Source organism: Kitasatospora sp. NBC_00458 (genome assembly GCF_036013975.1).
In the GTDB taxonomy this organism is placed as follows: domain Bacteria; phylum Actinomycetota; class Actinomycetes; order Streptomycetales; family Streptomycetaceae; genus Kitasatospora.
In genome coordinates, this window is record NZ_CP107904.1 from 2,798,216 (window position 1) to 2,813,709 (window position 15,494).

14 protein-coding genes are annotated in these 15,494 nt (G+C 76.4%); 6 read left to right on the forward strand and 8 right to left on the reverse strand.

All coding sequences use genetic code 11. The annotated features are described in order from the left end of the window. Positions 1 to 112: 112 nt before the first annotated feature. From OG550_RS10965 to OG550_RS10975, 3 genes are all read left to right on the forward strand, one after another. Entirely contained in the window at positions 113 to 694 is a 582-nt protein-coding gene (locus OG550_RS10965) for a dihydrofolate reductase family protein (protein ID WP_327676511.1), read from the forward strand. Between the two features lie 167 nt (positions 695 to 861). Next, positions 862 to 1,260: an ACT domain-containing protein gene (locus OG550_RS10970; protein WP_327676512.1), complete on the forward strand. Its 399-nt coding sequence runs from the start codon at positions 862 to 864 to the stop codon at positions 1,258 to 1,260. Positions 1,261 to 1,431: 171 nt separating this feature from the next. Next, positions 1,432 to 1,692 (forward strand): Prokaryotic metallothionein, encoded by a 261-nt coding sequence (locus tag OG550_RS10975; protein ID WP_327676513.1) that lies wholly within the window; start codon positions 1,432 to 1,434, stop codon positions 1,690 to 1,692. A 13-nt stretch (positions 1,693 to 1,705) separates the two neighbouring features. Here the strand turns inward: OG550_RS10975 and OG550_RS10980 are convergent, their stop codons facing one another. Further along, on the reverse strand, positions 1,706 to 2,662 hold the full coding sequence (locus OG550_RS10980; protein ID WP_327676514.1) for an MBL fold metallo-hydrolase: 957 nt from the start codon (positions 2,660 to 2,662) through the stop codon (positions 1,706 to 1,708). Positions 2,663 to 2,856: 194 nt separating this feature from the next. Here OG550_RS10980 and OG550_RS10985 point away from each other — a divergent pair, with 194 nt between their 5' ends. After that, on the forward strand, positions 2,857 to 3,366 hold the full coding sequence (locus OG550_RS10985; RefSeq protein ID WP_327676515.1) for a nuclear transport factor 2 family protein: 510 nt from the start codon (positions 2,857 to 2,859) through the stop codon (positions 3,364 to 3,366). A 64-nt stretch (positions 3,367 to 3,430) separates the two neighbouring features. Here OG550_RS10985 and OG550_RS10990 read toward each other — a convergent pair whose 3' ends face one another. Then, positions 3,431 to 5,164, reverse strand: coding sequence for an ABC transporter ATP-binding protein (locus OG550_RS10990; protein ID WP_327676516.1), 1,734 nt, complete (start codon positions 5,162 to 5,164; stop codon positions 3,431 to 3,433). 354 nt (positions 5,165 to 5,518) lie between these two features. Here OG550_RS10990 and OG550_RS10995 point away from each other — a divergent pair, with 354 nt between their 5' ends. Further along, complete coding sequence (locus tag OG550_RS10995) at positions 5,519 to 6,304, forward strand: SDR family NAD(P)-dependent oxidoreductase (protein WP_327676517.1); 786 nt, start codon at positions 5,519 to 5,521, stop codon at positions 6,302 to 6,304. Positions 6,305 to 6,452: 148 nt separating this feature from the next. Here OG550_RS10995 and OG550_RS11000 read toward each other — a convergent pair whose 3' ends face one another. From OG550_RS11000 to OG550_RS11025, 6 genes are all read right to left on the reverse strand, one after another. After that, the gene (locus OG550_RS11000; RefSeq protein ID WP_327676518.1) at positions 6,453 to 7,610 is read right to left on the reverse strand and encodes a Glu/Leu/Phe/Val family dehydrogenase; all 1,158 of its coding nucleotides are present in this window, start codon (positions 7,608 to 7,610) and stop codon (positions 6,453 to 6,455) included. Beyond that, entirely contained in the window at positions 7,607 to 8,668 is a 1,062-nt protein-coding gene (locus OG550_RS11005; protein ID WP_327676519.1) for an LLM class flavin-dependent oxidoreductase, read from the reverse strand. Before OG550_RS11005 ends, OG550_RS11000 begins: the two co-directional genes overlap by 4 nt. A gap of 173 nt (positions 8,669 to 8,841) precedes the next feature. Continuing rightward, positions 8,842 to 10,053: a ketosynthase chain-length factor gene (locus OG550_RS11010; protein ID WP_327676520.1), complete on the reverse strand. Its 1,212-nt coding sequence runs from the start codon at positions 10,051 to 10,053 to the stop codon at positions 8,842 to 8,844. After that, the gene (locus OG550_RS11015) at positions 10,050 to 11,324 is read right to left on the reverse strand and encodes a beta-ketoacyl-[acyl-carrier-protein] synthase family protein (protein WP_327676521.1); all 1,275 of its coding nucleotides are present in this window, start codon (positions 11,322 to 11,324) and stop codon (positions 10,050 to 10,052) included. Before OG550_RS11015 ends, OG550_RS11010 begins: the two co-directional genes overlap by 4 nt. A gap of 95 nt (positions 11,325 to 11,419) precedes the next feature. Then, a complete protein-coding gene (locus OG550_RS11020; protein ID WP_327676522.1) occupies positions 11,420 to 13,072 on the reverse strand; it encodes an FAD-binding oxidoreductase in 1,653 nt (550 codons plus the stop codon). A 121-nt stretch (positions 13,073 to 13,193) separates the two neighbouring features. Beyond that, the gene (locus tag OG550_RS11025; protein WP_327676523.1) at positions 13,194 to 14,231 is read right to left on the reverse strand and encodes a ketoacyl-ACP synthase III family protein; all 1,038 of its coding nucleotides are present in this window, start codon (positions 14,229 to 14,231) and stop codon (positions 13,194 to 13,196) included. Between the two features lie 163 nt (positions 14,232 to 14,394). On the opposite strand from OG550_RS11025, the gene OG550_RS11030 reads away from it, so the two are divergent. Then, a complete protein-coding gene (locus tag OG550_RS11030; RefSeq protein ID WP_327676524.1) occupies positions 14,395 to 15,450 on the forward strand; it encodes an acyltransferase domain-containing protein in 1,056 nt (351 codons plus the stop codon). Positions 15,451 to 15,494: the final 44 nt, after the last annotated feature.

Below are 15,494 nucleotides of genomic sequence, written 5' to 3' on the forward strand. Positions count from 1 at the left end.
CGGGGGCCGTGGCCCACCCGGGGTCGAGCCGACGTGGGCCGAAAGGAGCAGGGGGAGGAACGACGGCTCGCGGCGCGCTAGTTTGGGGCACCCCGAAGCAGAGGAGAGGCCCGTGGGCAAGGTGGTCATGTACGGCTCGGTGTCGGTGGACGGCTTCGTCGCGGACGAGAACGACCAGCCCGGACCGCTGTTCGACTGGCTGTCCAGCGGTGACGTCCCGTTGGACGAGAGCGGCGCGCTGAAGGTGTCGCAGACGTCCTACGACTACACCCGGCCGTACTGGGACGGGATCGGGGCCACGATCGTCGGCCGCCACGTCTTCGACATGACGGACGGCTGGGACGGGAAGCCCCCGGGCGGAATCGACCACGTGGTCGTCGTGACGCACCGGCCGGCGCCCGAGGGCTGGGACCCCGAGGCGCCGTTCCACTTCGTCGACGGCGTCGAGGCGGCCGCGGCCAAGGCGCAGGAGCTCGCCGGTGACCGCGTCGTCGAGGTCGCCGCGGGCGACGTCGGTGGCCAGGTGCTTGCCGCGGGCCTGGTCGACGAGGTGCGCATGGACGTCGTCCCCGTCGTGTTCGGGTCCGGCAAGCGCTTCTTCGGACCGGTCCACGCGCAGCACCTGCTGGAGGGTCCTGACGTGGTGGTCCAGGGCGACCGGGTGCTTCACCTGCGCTACCGGGTGCGCCGCTGACCGGTCCGAGCGGGGACGCGGAGAAGTCCGCCGCGCGGTCCGGCTCCGACGGCGATCGGTCCGGGGCGCCCGCCACCGGACACCGGCGGCCGGTCCGCCGACATGCCCGGCCGACATGCCCCGCCGGTACGGCCTCGACCTGCGGCGGAGCCACTACCGTGACGGGCATGGCCGGAGAACGAGACCTCGCGACACTGCTGCGCGGGATGCACCCGCAGCTCAACCCCGGGCGGTACGTGTACTGCACGCTGCCCGCCAAGGTGCCCGCCGGCATGCGGCCGGTGGTCACCGTCGCCGAACCCGAAGGGGTGACGGTGGTGGTGGCCCAGGAGGAGGCCGACGCTTTGGGCCTGCGCTACGAGTACGTGGCCGCGTGGATCACCCTGCGGATCCACTCCGCGCTGGAGGCCGTCGGCCTCACCGCCGCGGTGGCCGGCCGGCTCGCCGAGGAGGGGATCAGCTGCAACGTGGTGGCCGGCTTCCACCACGACCACCTCTTCGTCGCCGCCGACGACGCCGACCGCGCCGTCCGTGCCCTGGAGGAGCTCTCCGCCCGGCCGGTCTGACCGGGCCCGGCGCGGAACGCGACCACCCGGCCGCCCGACCACCCGGCCGCCCGACCGCCCGGCCGCCTGACCGGGTGCGCCGGGTGGCCGCTCCCCGAGGGGGCTCCGAGACTGGGAGGACCGGGCACCGGCCCGGCCGGTCAGCCCCGCTCCGGAAGGGAGTGCGCCACCATGGCCACCTGCGTCACCTGCGGCAACGACTACTGGCTCGCCTTCGAGATCAAGACCGTCACCGGCGACGTCTACACCTTCGACAGCTTCGAGTGCGCGATGGAGAAGCTGGCCCCGCGCTGCGAGCAGTGCCAGGTCAGGATCGTCGGCCACGGCGTCGAGGTGGCCGGCATGTTCTTCTGCTGCGCCAACTGCGCCCGCGTCAACGGCGGCCTCGGCACCCAGATCCGCGACGCCGTCGGGGCCCACCCCACGTCCTAGCCGTCGGGCCGGGTCAGGCGTGGCAGGCGGGCAGGCCGCCGAGGTGCTCGACCATCTCCCGGAACGACGCCAGCACGTCGATCGGGGCGCCCGGGGCCGCGCCCGCGAGTTCGGCGGCGGCCCGGTGCAGGTTGGAGACCAGCCGCTCGGCGTCCAGCAGGCCGGCGAACGGTCCGGCCGACGCCTCCCGGGCCGCCGCCAGCGCGGTCAGCCCCGCCTCCGCCGCCTCCACCGCCAAGCCCTGCACCCAGCGGAGGTAGGCGATGTTCCGCTCGATCAGCTCCGGTCCGCCGACCGGCCCGTGGCCCGGCACCACCACCTCCGGCCTGAGCGCCGCCAGCCGTTCCAGTGCGGCCAGCGAGCCGGCGACCGAGCCCATCAGCACGTACGGCGTGACACCCGACATCACCAGGTCCCCGGCGAACAGCACCCGGCGCTCGGGGAGCCAGACCACGGTGTCGTTGGTGGTGTGCGCGGGCCCCGGGTGGAACAGCTCCACCCGCAGTCCGCCGACGTGCAGGGTGAGCGCGTCCCGGTAGGTGAGGGCGGGCAGCCGGACGCCGACCGCGCCCCACTCGACCTGCGGGAAGAGGCCTTGGAGGCCGAGACCGGCGAGCTCCGCCTGCACCCGGGTCTCCCGGTGCGCGACGACCACCGTGCGCGGGTCGAACAGCACGTTGCCGAAGGTGTGGTCGCTGTGGTGGTGGGTGTTGACCAGCAGACCGGGCTCACCGGGCGCGACCTGCGCGATCGAGTCGCGCAGCAGCGCGGTCCGGCGCTCGGTGGCGGCGGTGTCGACCACCAGCGTCTCGCCCTCGGAGACCACGATCCCCGCGTTGTTGAGGCACCAGCCGCCGTCCGGCTGGACGTGCGCGTAGACGCCGGCGGCCAGCTCCGCCAGGACCGGGGCCGGGGTCGGCGTCTCGCGGCGGTCGGATCCGGTGGGGCGGGCGGACGGCGCGGTGGTCATCGGGACTCCCGGTCGGCGGCGGAGGGGCTGGCGGCAGCAGCCCGGCGGGTGCGGCCAGCCTCGCAGCGCACGGTGCAGCCGCCCTGGAGGTCCGGTCCAGGACGGTTGGACCGGACCTCCAGAACGCTCTGCGACGGTCGGTGGCGACGGCGGACCGCGCCCGGCGGTACGCGGCACGGGACGGAGGCACCACCGTGGCACCCACCACGCACCCGCAGACCGAGGTCAGGACCGGATCCGGCGGCCGGACGGACGCGGCCCTGCGCTACACCGAGATCCTGGAGCTCTACGCCCGGCAGGCCTGGCAGTTGGACGGCTTCGACGCGGACGGCTTCGCGGCGACGTTCACCGCCGGGGCCTCGTTCAGCCACGTGTCCAGCGGCGAGGTCCTGGTCGGGCCGGAGGCGATCGCGGCGGCCGTCCGCCGGGTCGCGGAGCGGCGGGCCGGGGCCGTCCACCGGCACTGGTTCTCGCAGCTGCTGGTCGAACCGGCGGAGGAGGGCGCCGTACCGGACTCCGAGGGGGGTGCGGCGGACGGCGACGCGGTGCGGGCGCGCTACTACGCGATCGTCAGCGTCACCGGGAAGGACGGGGCGGTCGCCTGGGACCCCAGCTGCGTCGTCGAGGACGTGCTGGTGCGGCGGGACGGGCGGTGGCTGACCGCCGAACGGGTCGTCCGCCGGGACGACCTGCTGCTTCGCTGAACGGACGCGGGCGCGGGCCCCGGGCCCGACCCCGTGGTGGGGCCGGGCCCGGGGCCCCGACCGCTCAGCGCCCGCGGCCGCCCGGCACCGCGGCGAGCAGCTCGCGGGTGTACGGGTGCTCGGGCTCCTCGAAGACCCGCTCGGTCGGGCCGGTCTCCAGCAGGCGGCCGGCGCGCATCACCGCGACCCGGTCGCAGAGCTGCCGGGCGACGGCCAGGTCGTGGGTGATGAACAGGTAGGCGATCCCCAGCTCGGCCCGCAGGCCGTCCAGCAGGTCGAGGATCTGCGCCTGCACCGAGACGTCGAGGGCGGACACCGGCTCGTCGCAGACCAGCAGTTCGGGCTGGAGGGCGAGGGCCCTGGCGATGGCCACCCGCTGCCGCTGGCCACCGGACAGCTCGGCCGGCCGACGCTCCAGGAAGTCCCGGGGCAGCGCCACGAGGTCGAGCAACTCGGCCGCCCGGGCGAGCCGTTCGGCCCGGCCGCCGACCCGGAAGGCCCGCAGCGGCTCCTCCACGATCCGGCGGACGGTGAACCGCGGGTCCAGCGAGGCGAAGGGGTTCTGCTGCACGGTCTGCAACCGGCGGCGCAGACGGCGCAGTTCGGCGCCCGGCAGCTCCGCGAGGTCGGCGCCGTCGAAGCGGACCCGGCCCGCCGTGGGCTTCTCCAGGCGCAGCACCAGCCGGGCCGTGGTGGACTTCCCGGAGCCGGACTCGCCGACCAGGGCGAGCGCCTCGCCCCGGTCCAGGGTGAACTCCACGCCGTCCACCGCACGCAGCGTGCGGACCGGGCCGGCGCCCCGTGGCAGGTCGAAGTCCTTGACCAGGCCGGCGACTTCGAGGAGCGGCGGCGCACCCGCGGACGACCGGGCGGCCGGGGCCGCGGCCGGACGCCGGAGGACCTTCGCCCGACCGGGGACGGCCGCCGTCAGCTGCCGGGTGTACGGGTGCCCGGGCTGCTCCAGGACCTGCCGGGCGGGGCCGGACTCGACGACCCGGCCGCCGGTCATCACCACCACCCGGTCGGCCCGGTCCGCCGCCACCCCGAGGTCGTGGGTGATCAGCAGCAGCGAGATGCCCAGCGTGCCGGTCAACTCCTCCAGGTGGTCGAGGACCTGGCGCTGCACGGTGACGTCGAGGGCGCTGGTCGGCTCGTCCGCGACGATCAGCTCGGGGCCTGCGACGAAGGCCATCGCGATCAGCACCCGCTGCCGCATGCCGCCGGACAGCTGGTGCGGGTACTGCCGCGCCCGCAGACCGGCGTCCGGGAGGCCGGCCAGGGTCAGTGCCTCGACCGCCCGGTCCCAGGCCTCCTGGCCCCTGGCCAGGCCGTGGATCCGCAGCACCTCGGCGACCTGGCCCCCCACCCGTCGCAGCGGGTTGAGCGCGACCGCCGGGTCCTGCGGGACGAAGCCGATCGACCGGCCGCGCAGGGTGCGCAGTTCGGACTCCCGGAGCGCCGCCAGGTCGCGTCCGGCGAAGCGGACCGTGCCGCCCTCGACGCGGGCGGCGGCGGGCAGCAGGCGGGTGACCGCGAGCGCGGTGGTGCTCTTGCCGGAGCCCGACTCCCCCACCACGGCGACGGTTTCGCCGCGCCGCACGTCGAGGTCGACGCCGTCCACCGCCGTGACCGGCCCGCGTCGGCCGCCCCGGTAGACCACGCGCAGCCCGCGGACGGAGAGCAGCTCGCCGGGCTCCTCCCCGGCGGCGGCGGGCGGGGCGCCGGACGGGCCCGACGGGCGGCCCGCGTCGGCGGCGGACGGGCCGCCGCGGTCCTGGTGATCCGGGTAACTGTCCATGTCTCTCCTGCCCTTGGGCGTGCGGCCGGCCCGCTCCGGCGCGACCCTAGCAGGCACCGGGCCGGCGACCGGCCGGCGTTCGTACAGCCGTCACACGGCCGTCACACGGGGACCGGCCGCGGCGCCCCCGGACGCCGCCCCGCGGGTCGCGAACGGGCCTCGTGGCGGCGCGCGGACGGGCCGCGGACGGGCCTCGGAGCGGCGCACGGACCGGTCACGGACGGGTGCCGGGCCGCACGCCGGAGCCGTTCTGGAGCGCCCCTCCAGTCGCGGCTGCGAGCCTGCTCGACGCGGCGCCACCCCCGACCCGGGGGCACCCGGCTGCCGGGACAACGAGCGGAAGGGACATCGGGCATGACGGAACTTCAGTCACGCAACGCCCTGGTCACCGGGGCCACCAGCGGCATCGGACTGGCCACGGCGACCACGCTGGCCGGCCTGGGGCACCGGGTCTTCCTGACCGCGCGGACGGCCGAGGCGGTGGAGCAGACGGTGGAGAAGCTGCGCGCCGAGGGCCACCAGGCGGACGGTCTCGCCGCCGACGTCCGCGAGGCCGGGGACGTCCGCCGGCTGGTCGCCGCCGCGACCGAGCGGTTCGGGCCGGTCGACATCCTGGTCAACAACGCCGGTCGGAGCGGCGGCGGCCCGACCGCCGGACTGACCGACGAGACCTGGTTCGACATCATCGACACCAACCTGCACAGCGTCTTCCGGGTCACCCGGGAGGTGCTGGCGGCCGGCGGACTGGCCGAGCGCCCCTGGGGGCGGGTGATCAACATCGCCTCCACCGCCGGGAAGCAGGGCGTCGTGCTGGCCGCCCCGTACTCGGCGTCCAAGCACGGCGTGGTGGGCTTCACCAAGGCGCTCGGCCTGGAGCTGGCCCGCACCGGCGTGACGGTCAACGCGGTCTGCCCCGGCTTCGTGGAGACGCCGATGGCCGTCCGGGTGCGGGCCGGTTACGCCGACCTCTGGGGCACCGACGAGCAGGACGTGCTGGGCCGGTTCGAGGAGCGCATCCCGCTGGGGCGCTACACGACGGCCGAGGAGGTCGCCGGGCTGGTCGGGTACCTGACCACCGACGCCGCGGCGTCGATCACCGCGCAGGCGATCAACGTCTGCGGCGGACTGGGCAACTACTGACCGGCGCCGCCGACGGGCGGCGGACGCGACCGCGGCGGTGCCCCGGCCCGAGGAGGGCCGGGGCACCGCCGTGTTCACGGGTGTGACGCCCGGGGAACCGGTGCGCCCGGGCGCCGGGGCCGCCACGGGCCCCGGCGTCCGGGCGTGTTCAGAGCCGGATCCGCCGTACCGCGCCGACCTCGGCGATCCGCCGCTCGGCCAGCCGGTCGGCCGCCGCGGCCGGGGTGACGCCCTGCTCCCGGGCCTCCCGGAACACCGCGCGGGCGGTGTCCCGGATGCCGAGCGCCCGGGCCCGGGCCCGCGCCTCGTCGTAGCCGCCGTACTCGTCCGCGACCTGGATCACCCCGCCGGCGTTGACCAGGTAGTCCGGCGCGTACAGGATGCGGCGGTCGGCGAGGATCCGGTCCACCTTCGGCGAGGCCAGCTGGTTGTTGGCACCGCCGCAGACGATCCCGGCCTCCAGGGTGTGCGCCAGGTCCTCGGTGAGGGTGCCGCCGAGCGCGCACGGCGCGTAGACGTCGAGACCGGCGGCGAGGAAGGCGGCGCGATCCGCCACCACCTCCACGGACCGTTCGGGCAGCCGGTGGCGGGCCCGTTCGGCCGCCGCCGGGTCGGTGTCGTGCACCACCACGGTCGCGCCGTGCTCGACCAGGTGGGCGACCAGCCGGCGGCCGACCTTGCCGGCGCCCTCGACGCCGATCCGACGGCCGGTCAGGTCGTCGCCGCCCCAAGCCTCCTCGGCGGCCGCCAGCAGGCCCTGGAGCACACCGAGCGCGGTCAGCACCCCGGAGTCCCCGGAGCCGCCGTGCTCGACCGTCCGGCCGGTCACGTAGCGGCTCTCCCGGGCCACCACGTCCATGTCGGCGCTGGTGGTGCCGACGTCGCAGGCGGTGATGTAGCGGCCCGCGAGCGACTCGACGAACCGGCCGTAGGCGCGCAGCAGCGCCTCCGAGCGGAGCACCCCCGGGTCGCCGACGATCACCGCCTTGCCGCCGCCGAGGTCGAGTCCGGCCAGGGCGTTCTTGTACGACATGCCGCGGGACAGCCGCAGCACGTCGTGCAGCGCGCTCCGCTCGTCCCGGTAGACGCGGAACCGGGTGCCGCCGAGGGCCGGACCGAGCGCGGTGGAGTGCACCGCGATGATCGCCCGCAGTCCGCTGGCCCGGTCCTGGCAGTAGACCACCTGCTCGTGCCCCCGGTCCGCCTCCCCGTCGGCGCCTCCGCCGGCGCCTCCGCCGGCCGACCGGTCCGTGCCGAACACCGGCCACGTCTCCCCGCCGCCGCCCGGACCGCCCCCGGTGCTCATCGCGCGAACGCGGGCGCGACCCGCTCCGCGAACAGGCGCAGGGCCCGCTCCGCCGCCTCGGCCGGCAGGTTGCCCGAGTGCACGGTGAGGCTGACGGTGATGTCGTCGCCGAACGACTCGACGACCTCGTGCAGTTGGGCGGTCACCTCGTCCGGGTTCCCGGCCAGGATCAGGTTCTCCTTCAGCCGGCGGTCGAAGTGGAGCAGCTTGCCGGCCTCCTCCAGCTTCTCGTAGCCGGGGTAGTCGGCGCTGCGCGCCGTGCCCCAGGCCCGGGTGGCCTCGGCGATCCGCTCGCTGTACTGCTCCTCGTCGTAGCGGCCGAGCCTGCGGGCCTCCTCGCCGTCCTCGTCCAGGAAGAGGCCGAAGCTGACCTGCACCTGCTCCTGGCCGGCCTCCCGGCCGCCCTCGACCCAGCCCTCCCGATAAGCGGCCAGGATCTCCTGGAAGCCCTGCCGGCCCGCGATCGCCGGGACGCCCTGGAGGCCGCGCCCGGCCAGCCCGGCCGCACGGGCGGAGGCGGGGCTGGTCGCGGAGGCGACGAAGATCGGCGGGTGCGGCCGCTGGTAGGGCCGGGGCAGCAGGGTGACCGGGCCGAAGCGGTGGAACCGCCCCTCCCAGACCACGTCCTCCTCCGCCCAGAGCCGTTCGACGGCGCGCGAGCCCTCGTCGAACCGGGCCCGGCTCTCGTCCAGCGGCACCTCGAAGGCGGCGAACTCGTCGGGCAGGAAGGCCCGTCCGAAGCCGACGTCGAGCCGGCCCCGGCTGAGGTTGTCCAGGACGGCGAGCCGCCCGGCCAGCTGGACCGGGTGGCTGAACGCGGGGATCACCGCGCCGGTGGCCACCCGGATGCGGGAGGTGGCCCGGGCGATGGCGGTCAGCAGCGGGACCGGGTCGGGGCTGTAGCCGCCGTACGCGAAGAAGTAGTGCTCGACCGTCTTGACGTGGTGGTAGCCGAGCCCGTCGGCGAGCACGGCGATCCGCACCGCGTCGTCGTAGTAGTCGGCGGCGGCCCGCTGCTGCGGGCCGACGGTCGGGAAGAAGGTGATGCCGAAGCGCATCGGGACTCCTGTCGGATGGTTCTGCGGGCGGGCGGTTCGGACGAGGGGATCGGGAGAGGGAGCTGGATCGGGAGAGGGAGAGGGAGAGGGAGCGGGAGCGGGATCGGGGTGGAGGGCGGGACGGCGGGGCACCGGGCCCCGGACGGAGAGCGGCGGTGGCGGCGTGCCGCCACTCAACGCCGCACGACGAGGGCGGAGTTGAAGCCGCCGAAGCCGCGCGCCAGGATCAGCGCGGTGCGCAGCACGGCCTCCCGCGGGGCGCCGGTGACCAGGTCGATCGGCAGGTCGTCGGGCACCGTGGTGCCGACCGTCGGCGGCACCACCTGGTCGCGCAGGGCGAGCAGGGCGGCGACCACGTCGACCGGCGGTCCGCCCGCGAGCAGCCGTCCGGTCATCGTCTTGGGCGCCGTGACCGGCACGCCGCGCGGACCGAACACCTCGGCCAGCACCTCGGCCTCCGCCCGGTCGGCCTCCGGGACGCCGGCCGCGTCGGCGAACACCACGTCCACCTCGTCCGGCCTCACCCCGGCGTCCGCCAGGGCGAGTTCGACCACCCGGCGGAGCGCCGGCGGGCGGCCCGAGCCGGGGCGCGGGTCGAAGCCGGAGGCGTAGCCGACGATCTCGCCGTAGCGCTGCCGCGCGCCGCGCCCCTCGGCGGAGTCCGCCGACTCGACGACCAGCAGCGCGCCGCCCTCGCCGGGCACGTAGCCGTCGGCCTCCGGGTCGAACGGCCGGTAGGCCGTCTCGGCGCTGCGGGCCCGGCTCAGCAGACCGTGCGAGATCTGCGAGACCAGCGCGTACGGGTTGAGCGGTGCCTCGACGCCCCCGGCGACCACCAGCCGGACGCCCTTGCGGAGCAGCCGGCGGGCGTGGCCGAGCGCGTCGAGGCCGGCCGCCTGCTCGGCGACCAGGGCGCTGCTCGCCCCGCGCAGGTTGTTCCGGATCGAGATCTGGCCGGTGTTGACGGCGTAGAACCAGGCGAAGCACTGGTAGGCGCTGACGTGCTGCGGGCCGAGCGTCCACAGCTTCTGCACCTCGTGCTGGGTGAACTCGAAGCCGCCGGAGGCGTTGGCGGTCGCCACTCCGACCTCCAGCGGGTCCAGGCTGCCGAGGTCCACGCCCGCGTCCTCGACCGCCCAGTCGGCGGCGGCCAGGGCGAACCGGGTGACCTGGTCGGTCTGCGGGATGAGCCGCCCGGGCAGGTGTTCCGCCGGGTCGAAGCCGCGGACCTGGCCGGCGAAGCGGGACGGGTAGCGGGACGCGTCGTACCGCTCGATCTCGCCGATGCCGCTGCGCCCGGCCAGGGTCGCCGCCCAGTACTCCTCGGCGCCCAGGCCGTTGGGGGCGACCACGGACAGGCCGGTCACCACCGCCGTCGCGCTCACCGGGCGCTCCCGGCGGCCTGCGGGCGGCGCAGGACCATCGCGCTCTGGAAGCCGCCGAAGCCGCTGCCGACCGTCAGGGCGACGTCCACCCGGTGCTCGCGGGCGGTCAACGGTACGTAGTCGAGGTCGAGTTCCGGGTCGGGCTGGTGCAGGTTGGCGGTCGGCGGGACGACCGAGTGCTCGATCGCCAGGGCGCAGGCGGCGATCTCGATGGCGCCGATCGCCCCCAGCGAGTGCCCGATCATCGACTTGATGGAGCTGACCGGGGTGCGGTAGGCGTGCTCGCCGAGGCTGGTCTTGAACGCCGCCGTCTCGTGCCGGTCGTTCTGCTTGGTGCCCGAGCCGTGCGCGTTGACGTAGTCGACCTCGGTCGGGTCGGTGCGGCCCTCGTCGAGGGCGGCGGTGATGGCCTGCGCCATCTCGGCGCCGTCGGGGCGCAGTCCGGTCATGTGGTACGCGTTGCAGCGCGAGGCGTGGCCGGTGATCTCGGCGTAGACGCGGGCGCCGCGCCGCCGGGCGTGCTCCAGGCTCTCCAGGACGAGGACGGCGGTGCCCTCGGCGACCACGAAGCCGTTGCGGGTGCGGTCGAACGGCCGGGAGGCGTGCCCGGGGTCGTCGTTGCGGGGGCTGGTGGCCTTGATGGCGTCGAAGCAGGCCACCGCGAGCGGTGAGATCGGGGCGTCGGTGCCGCCGGTGATCACCACGTCGGCGACGCCGTCGCGGATCAGGTCGCGGGCGTGCCCGACCGCGTCGAGGCCGGAGGTGCAGCCGGTGGAGATCAGCACGGTCGGCCCCTCGGCGCCGACCGCCCAGGCGACCTCCGCCGCGATCGAGCTGGGGACCAGGTAGTTGTACAGGTGCGGGGTGGCGTGGTCACTGTCCAGCACCCACTTGTCGCCGGTGTCGCTGAGCACCACGTACTCGTCCTCCAGCGCCATGGTCGCGCCGACGGCGCTGCCGACGCTGACGCCGAGCCGGCCCGGGTCGGTGCCGGAGAGGTCGAGGCCGCTGTCGGCGACGGCCTCGCGGGCCGCGACCACGGCGAGTTGGGCGGCCCGGTCGGTGCGCCGGATCTCGCGGGCGGTGAGCCCGTGCTCGGCCGGGTCGAAGTCGCACTCGCCGGCCATCTGCGAGCGGAACGGCGCCGGGTCGAAGAAGCTGATCCGGCGGGTGGCGGTCCGCCCGGAGGTCAGCAGGTCCCAGAAGTTCTTCACCCCCGTCGCGCCCGGCACCACGGTGCCGATCCCGGTGATGACCACTCGTCCGTCCATGCGTTGTCCTCGGTGTTCGTCGTCGGTCCGGCCGGTGGCCGGTCTGGTCGGTGCGCCCGCGCGGGCGGCTGCCCGGTCACCGGGCGCGGCCCCGGTCACGGGGCGGGCAGCCGGATCGAGCGGGGGTGGTGGAAGAAGTCGGTCGGGTCCCAGCGGGCCTTGACCCGGCGCAGCCGGGGCAGGTTGACGCCGTGGTAGAGCTCGGCCCAGGGGACGCCGGAGGTGTTGGCGGCCGGGTCGTCGGCGGGGGCGGTGTCGGGGTAGTTGATGTAGCAGCCGTCGGTGCGGTCGTCCGGCACCGGGACGCCGCCGGTGCGGGCGTACACCTCGCGGTAGAGCCGGGTGGCCCAGCCGGTGTTGGCGGCGTCGTCGGCCGGGTCGGTCCACAGGCTCTGGAACAGGGCCTTGGCGATCGCGCCGCGCTGGGCGACCGCGGTGTCCCGGGGTGCGACGGCGCCGATCCGCCCGCCCACCAGGTTGACCACCACCATGGCGTTGGGGTTGTCGATGCCGTCGTCGGTCAGGTGGCGGTGGATCACGGCGATCTGTTCGTCGGTGAACCCCTTGAGCAGGTAGGCGGAGTGGTGGTCGCCGCGCACCGCCGGGTGGTTGCCGATCGCCGAGGCGGTGCCGAGGTAGCGGGTGGCGCGCAGCCAGGGCAGCCGCTTGGGCGGGGGCAGCGCGGCCGGGTCGGTGCCGGTGCCGGCCAGCAGGTCGCGCAGGTAGGCGTCGAGCAGCGCGCGGGCGCCGGGGACGCCGGCGTCGAGCTGGGCGAGCAGGGTGACGTGGCCGCTCGACCGGTGGGTGAAGGAGAAGGAGCCGCTGAGCGCGGTGTACGGGGAGTCCGGCCCGCTGTGGGCCTCCAGCCAGGCGCCGGCGTTGCGCAGCAGGGCGGTGAAGCGCGCCTCGGTGAGGGTGCTCCAGGGGATCGGGACGGCGCTGATCAGCACCTCGCGGGGCGGGGCGACCAGCAGCCGGCCGGGGTCGTCCCCGGTCCGGCCGGGGGTGCGGAACCAGTAGCGGGTGATCACGCCGAAGCTGCCGCCGCCCCCGCCGCTGTACGCCCAGAGCAGGTCGCGGGCCGGGTCGCCGGGCTCGCGGGTGGCGATCACCGGGCGGACCGTGCGGTCGGCGTCCACCACGACGACCTCGATCGCCTCCAGGTGGTCGACGGTCAGGCCGTGGGCGCGGGAGAGCAGGCCGAACCCGCCGCCGCTGACGTGCCCGCCGACGCCGACCGAGTAGCAGAGGCCGCCGGGGATGGTGACGCCCCAGTTCTTGTAGAGCGTGTCGTAGACGTTGAGCAGGGTCGCGCCGGCCCCGACCTCGAAGGCCCGGCGGGCGGGGTCGTAGCCGACCCGGTCGAGGGCGGAGAGGTCGATCACGGTCTCCACCTCGGGCCGGTAGACCAGGTCGGCGAGGCTGTGGCCGCCGCCGCGCACCGAGATCCGCTGCCCGGCCCGGACGGCCTCGCGGACGGCGGTGACCACCTCGGCGGTGCTCCGCGGCAGGCGGATGCGGCCGGGGGTGCCGACCCAGCGCTGGTTGACGCCGGTGACGAGCTCCGGGTAGCGCGGGTCGTCGGGGGTGACGGTGGTGACGGTGGCGGGGCCGCCGGGGTGCGGGCCGGGCCGCTGCGGGGGTTCCGGGGCGGCGGCCGCGGTTCCCGCGGCGGGGCCGAGGACGGCGGCGGAGCCCAGGGCGGCGCCTGCGCCCAGCAGCGCGCGCCGGCCGATGGCGGGTGGCATGGCGGTTCTCCCTCGGTGGTGTGGTCGCTGTGGTGTCGCCCTGGGTCGTGGCGCGGGGCGGGTGGGGCGGTCGGCCGCCCGGGTCGGGCGGACCGGACCGGCCGGCCGGGGAGTCGGGGAGTCAGGCGGCGGCGTCGCGGACCGGGGCCTCGGCCAGCACGTCGACCACCGCGAACGACCAGGTGAACCCCGCGCCGACGCCGGCCAGCAGGCAGCGCTGCCCCGGCCGCACCCGCCCGGACGCGGCGAGCTCGGCCAGCCCCGCGTACTGGTCGCCCGCGCCCAGGTGCCCGACCGTCCGCGCCCAGGACCAGGTGGTGACCGCGGCGTCCACCCCCCAGGGCCGCAGGTAGGCGGCGGTCAGCCGGCGCAGCCCGAGGTGCGGCAGGACGAACCAGTCGATCTCGGCGAGCTCGGTGTCCGCGTCGGCGAGCGCCCGCTTGAGCGCCTCCTCCTGCCCGGCGGAGACCCGGTTCACGCAGTACGAGATCCCGTGCACGGCGACGAAGTCGTCCTTGTGCGCGGCCAGGTCGACGGCCGGCCGGTGGCTGAACGGGGCCTGGCCGAACGGGTCGTCGCCCCGGTGCAGGCCCTCCAGGTCCGGGTCGGAGACGGTGGCCAGGCTGCGCAGCGCCGCGAAGCCCGGCCGGCGGGACAGCACCAGCGCGGTGCCGCCGTCCGCGTAGACCGTGCCGGGGTCGCTGCGCCAGCGGTCGAAGCCGGGCGGGCCGAACCAGTCCCCGGTGGTGAGCAGCGCCGCCGTCCCGCCCGTCCCGCGCAGGTAGCCGGCCGCGAGTTCGAGCGCGGCCATGCCGCCGTTGGACATCTGCCGGACCTCGACGGCCGGGCACCGGTTGCCGACGGCGGCCCGCTGCACGTACGAGGCGGGCGGCCAGAGGTCGTGGCCCTGGTAGTAGACGTCGGCGTGCAGCACCAGGTCGATGTCGTGCGGTCCGTGTCCGGAGGCCCGCAGGGCGGCGCGGGCCGCGGCGGCGGCCATCTCGGCGGGCGGCTCGCCGTCGGCGACGGAGATCTCCCGCAGGCCGGTGCGCCGGGCCACCGCGGCGTCGCAGAGCCCGGCGGCCACCGCGTCGGCGACCGCGACCCGGCCGGGCAGCCGGTGCGCCGCGGCGGAGATGTACAGGTCGTCGTACCGCATGCCTGCTCCTCGGTCGCGGGGTTCCGCCGGCGGGTGCCGGCGGCCCTGTCATGGTGGGCGGGGTGCCTGGACGCGTCGTCCAGAGCCGGTCCAGCGGGGCTTGGCACGGTGGCCCGGTGACGGTCCGCCGCAGGGGCGGGCCGGGTCGCCGAGGAGGTCCGTGATGACCGTGGAACACCGGGAGGCCGCTGCGCAGCGGCAGGAGGCCGGGGCCGGGGGCCCGCAGGCGGCGCCGGGACGGCGGCGGGTGGCGCTGCTGTTCCCCGGCCAGGGCGCGCAGCAGCCGGGGATGGCGCTCGGCCTGTACCGGGCCGATCCGCGGTTCGCGGCCCGGGTGGACGAGGTCCTGGCGCTCTGGGGCGCCGAGGGACGCGCGGTCCGCCGCGACTGGCTGGCGCCGGACGCGCCGGACGTCCCGCTGGACGACCTGCGCCGCGCCCAGCCGCTGCTGTTCGCGGTGGACTGGGCGCTCGGCCGGACGGTGCTGGACTGGGGGGTGCGGCCGGACGCGCTGCTCGGCCACAGCGTCGGCGAGGTGGCCGCGGCCGCGCTGGCCGGGGTGCTGACGCTCGCCGAGGCCGCCGCCGTGATGGCCGACCGGGTGCACCACCTGGCCTCGGCCCCGCCGGGCGGGATGCTGGCGGTGGCCGGCGCGCCCGAGCAGGTGGCCGGGCTGCTCGGGGAGGGCGTGGTGGTCGGCGCGGTCAACGGCCCCCGGCAGGTGGTGGTGGCCGGTGCGGAGGCGCCGCTGGCGGCGGCCGAGGCCCGGCTGCGGGCGGCCGGGCTGAACACCCGGCGGGCACGGACGCTCAGTGCCTTCCACAGTCCGGTGGTGGCTCCGGCGGCGGCCCTCGGGCTGCCGGTGCTGCGCTCGGTGGCGCTGCGCCCGCCGCGGCTGGCGCTGCACTCCGGCTACACCGGCGGCCTGTTGGACGCCGCGACGGCGGTGGACCCGGGGTTCTGGGCCGGCCAGCCGGCCGCGCCGGTGCTGTTCGGTCCGGCGCTGGACGGGCTGCTGGCGGAGGGCCGGTGGCTGCTGGTGGAGGCGGGCCCGGCGCAGGGCCTCACCATGCTGGCGAAGCGTCACCGGGCGGTGGCGTCGGGGGACTCGGCCGCCGTGGCGCTGCTGCCGGCGCGGCCGGGGGACGACGGGCGGGAGGCCGCCGCGGCGGCGGCCGTCCGGGACCGGCTGGCGGCGGAGGCGCTGCTGCCGGTCTGACCGGGCGGCGGGCCCGGGGCGGCCGGGGAGGGTCGGCCCGGCGG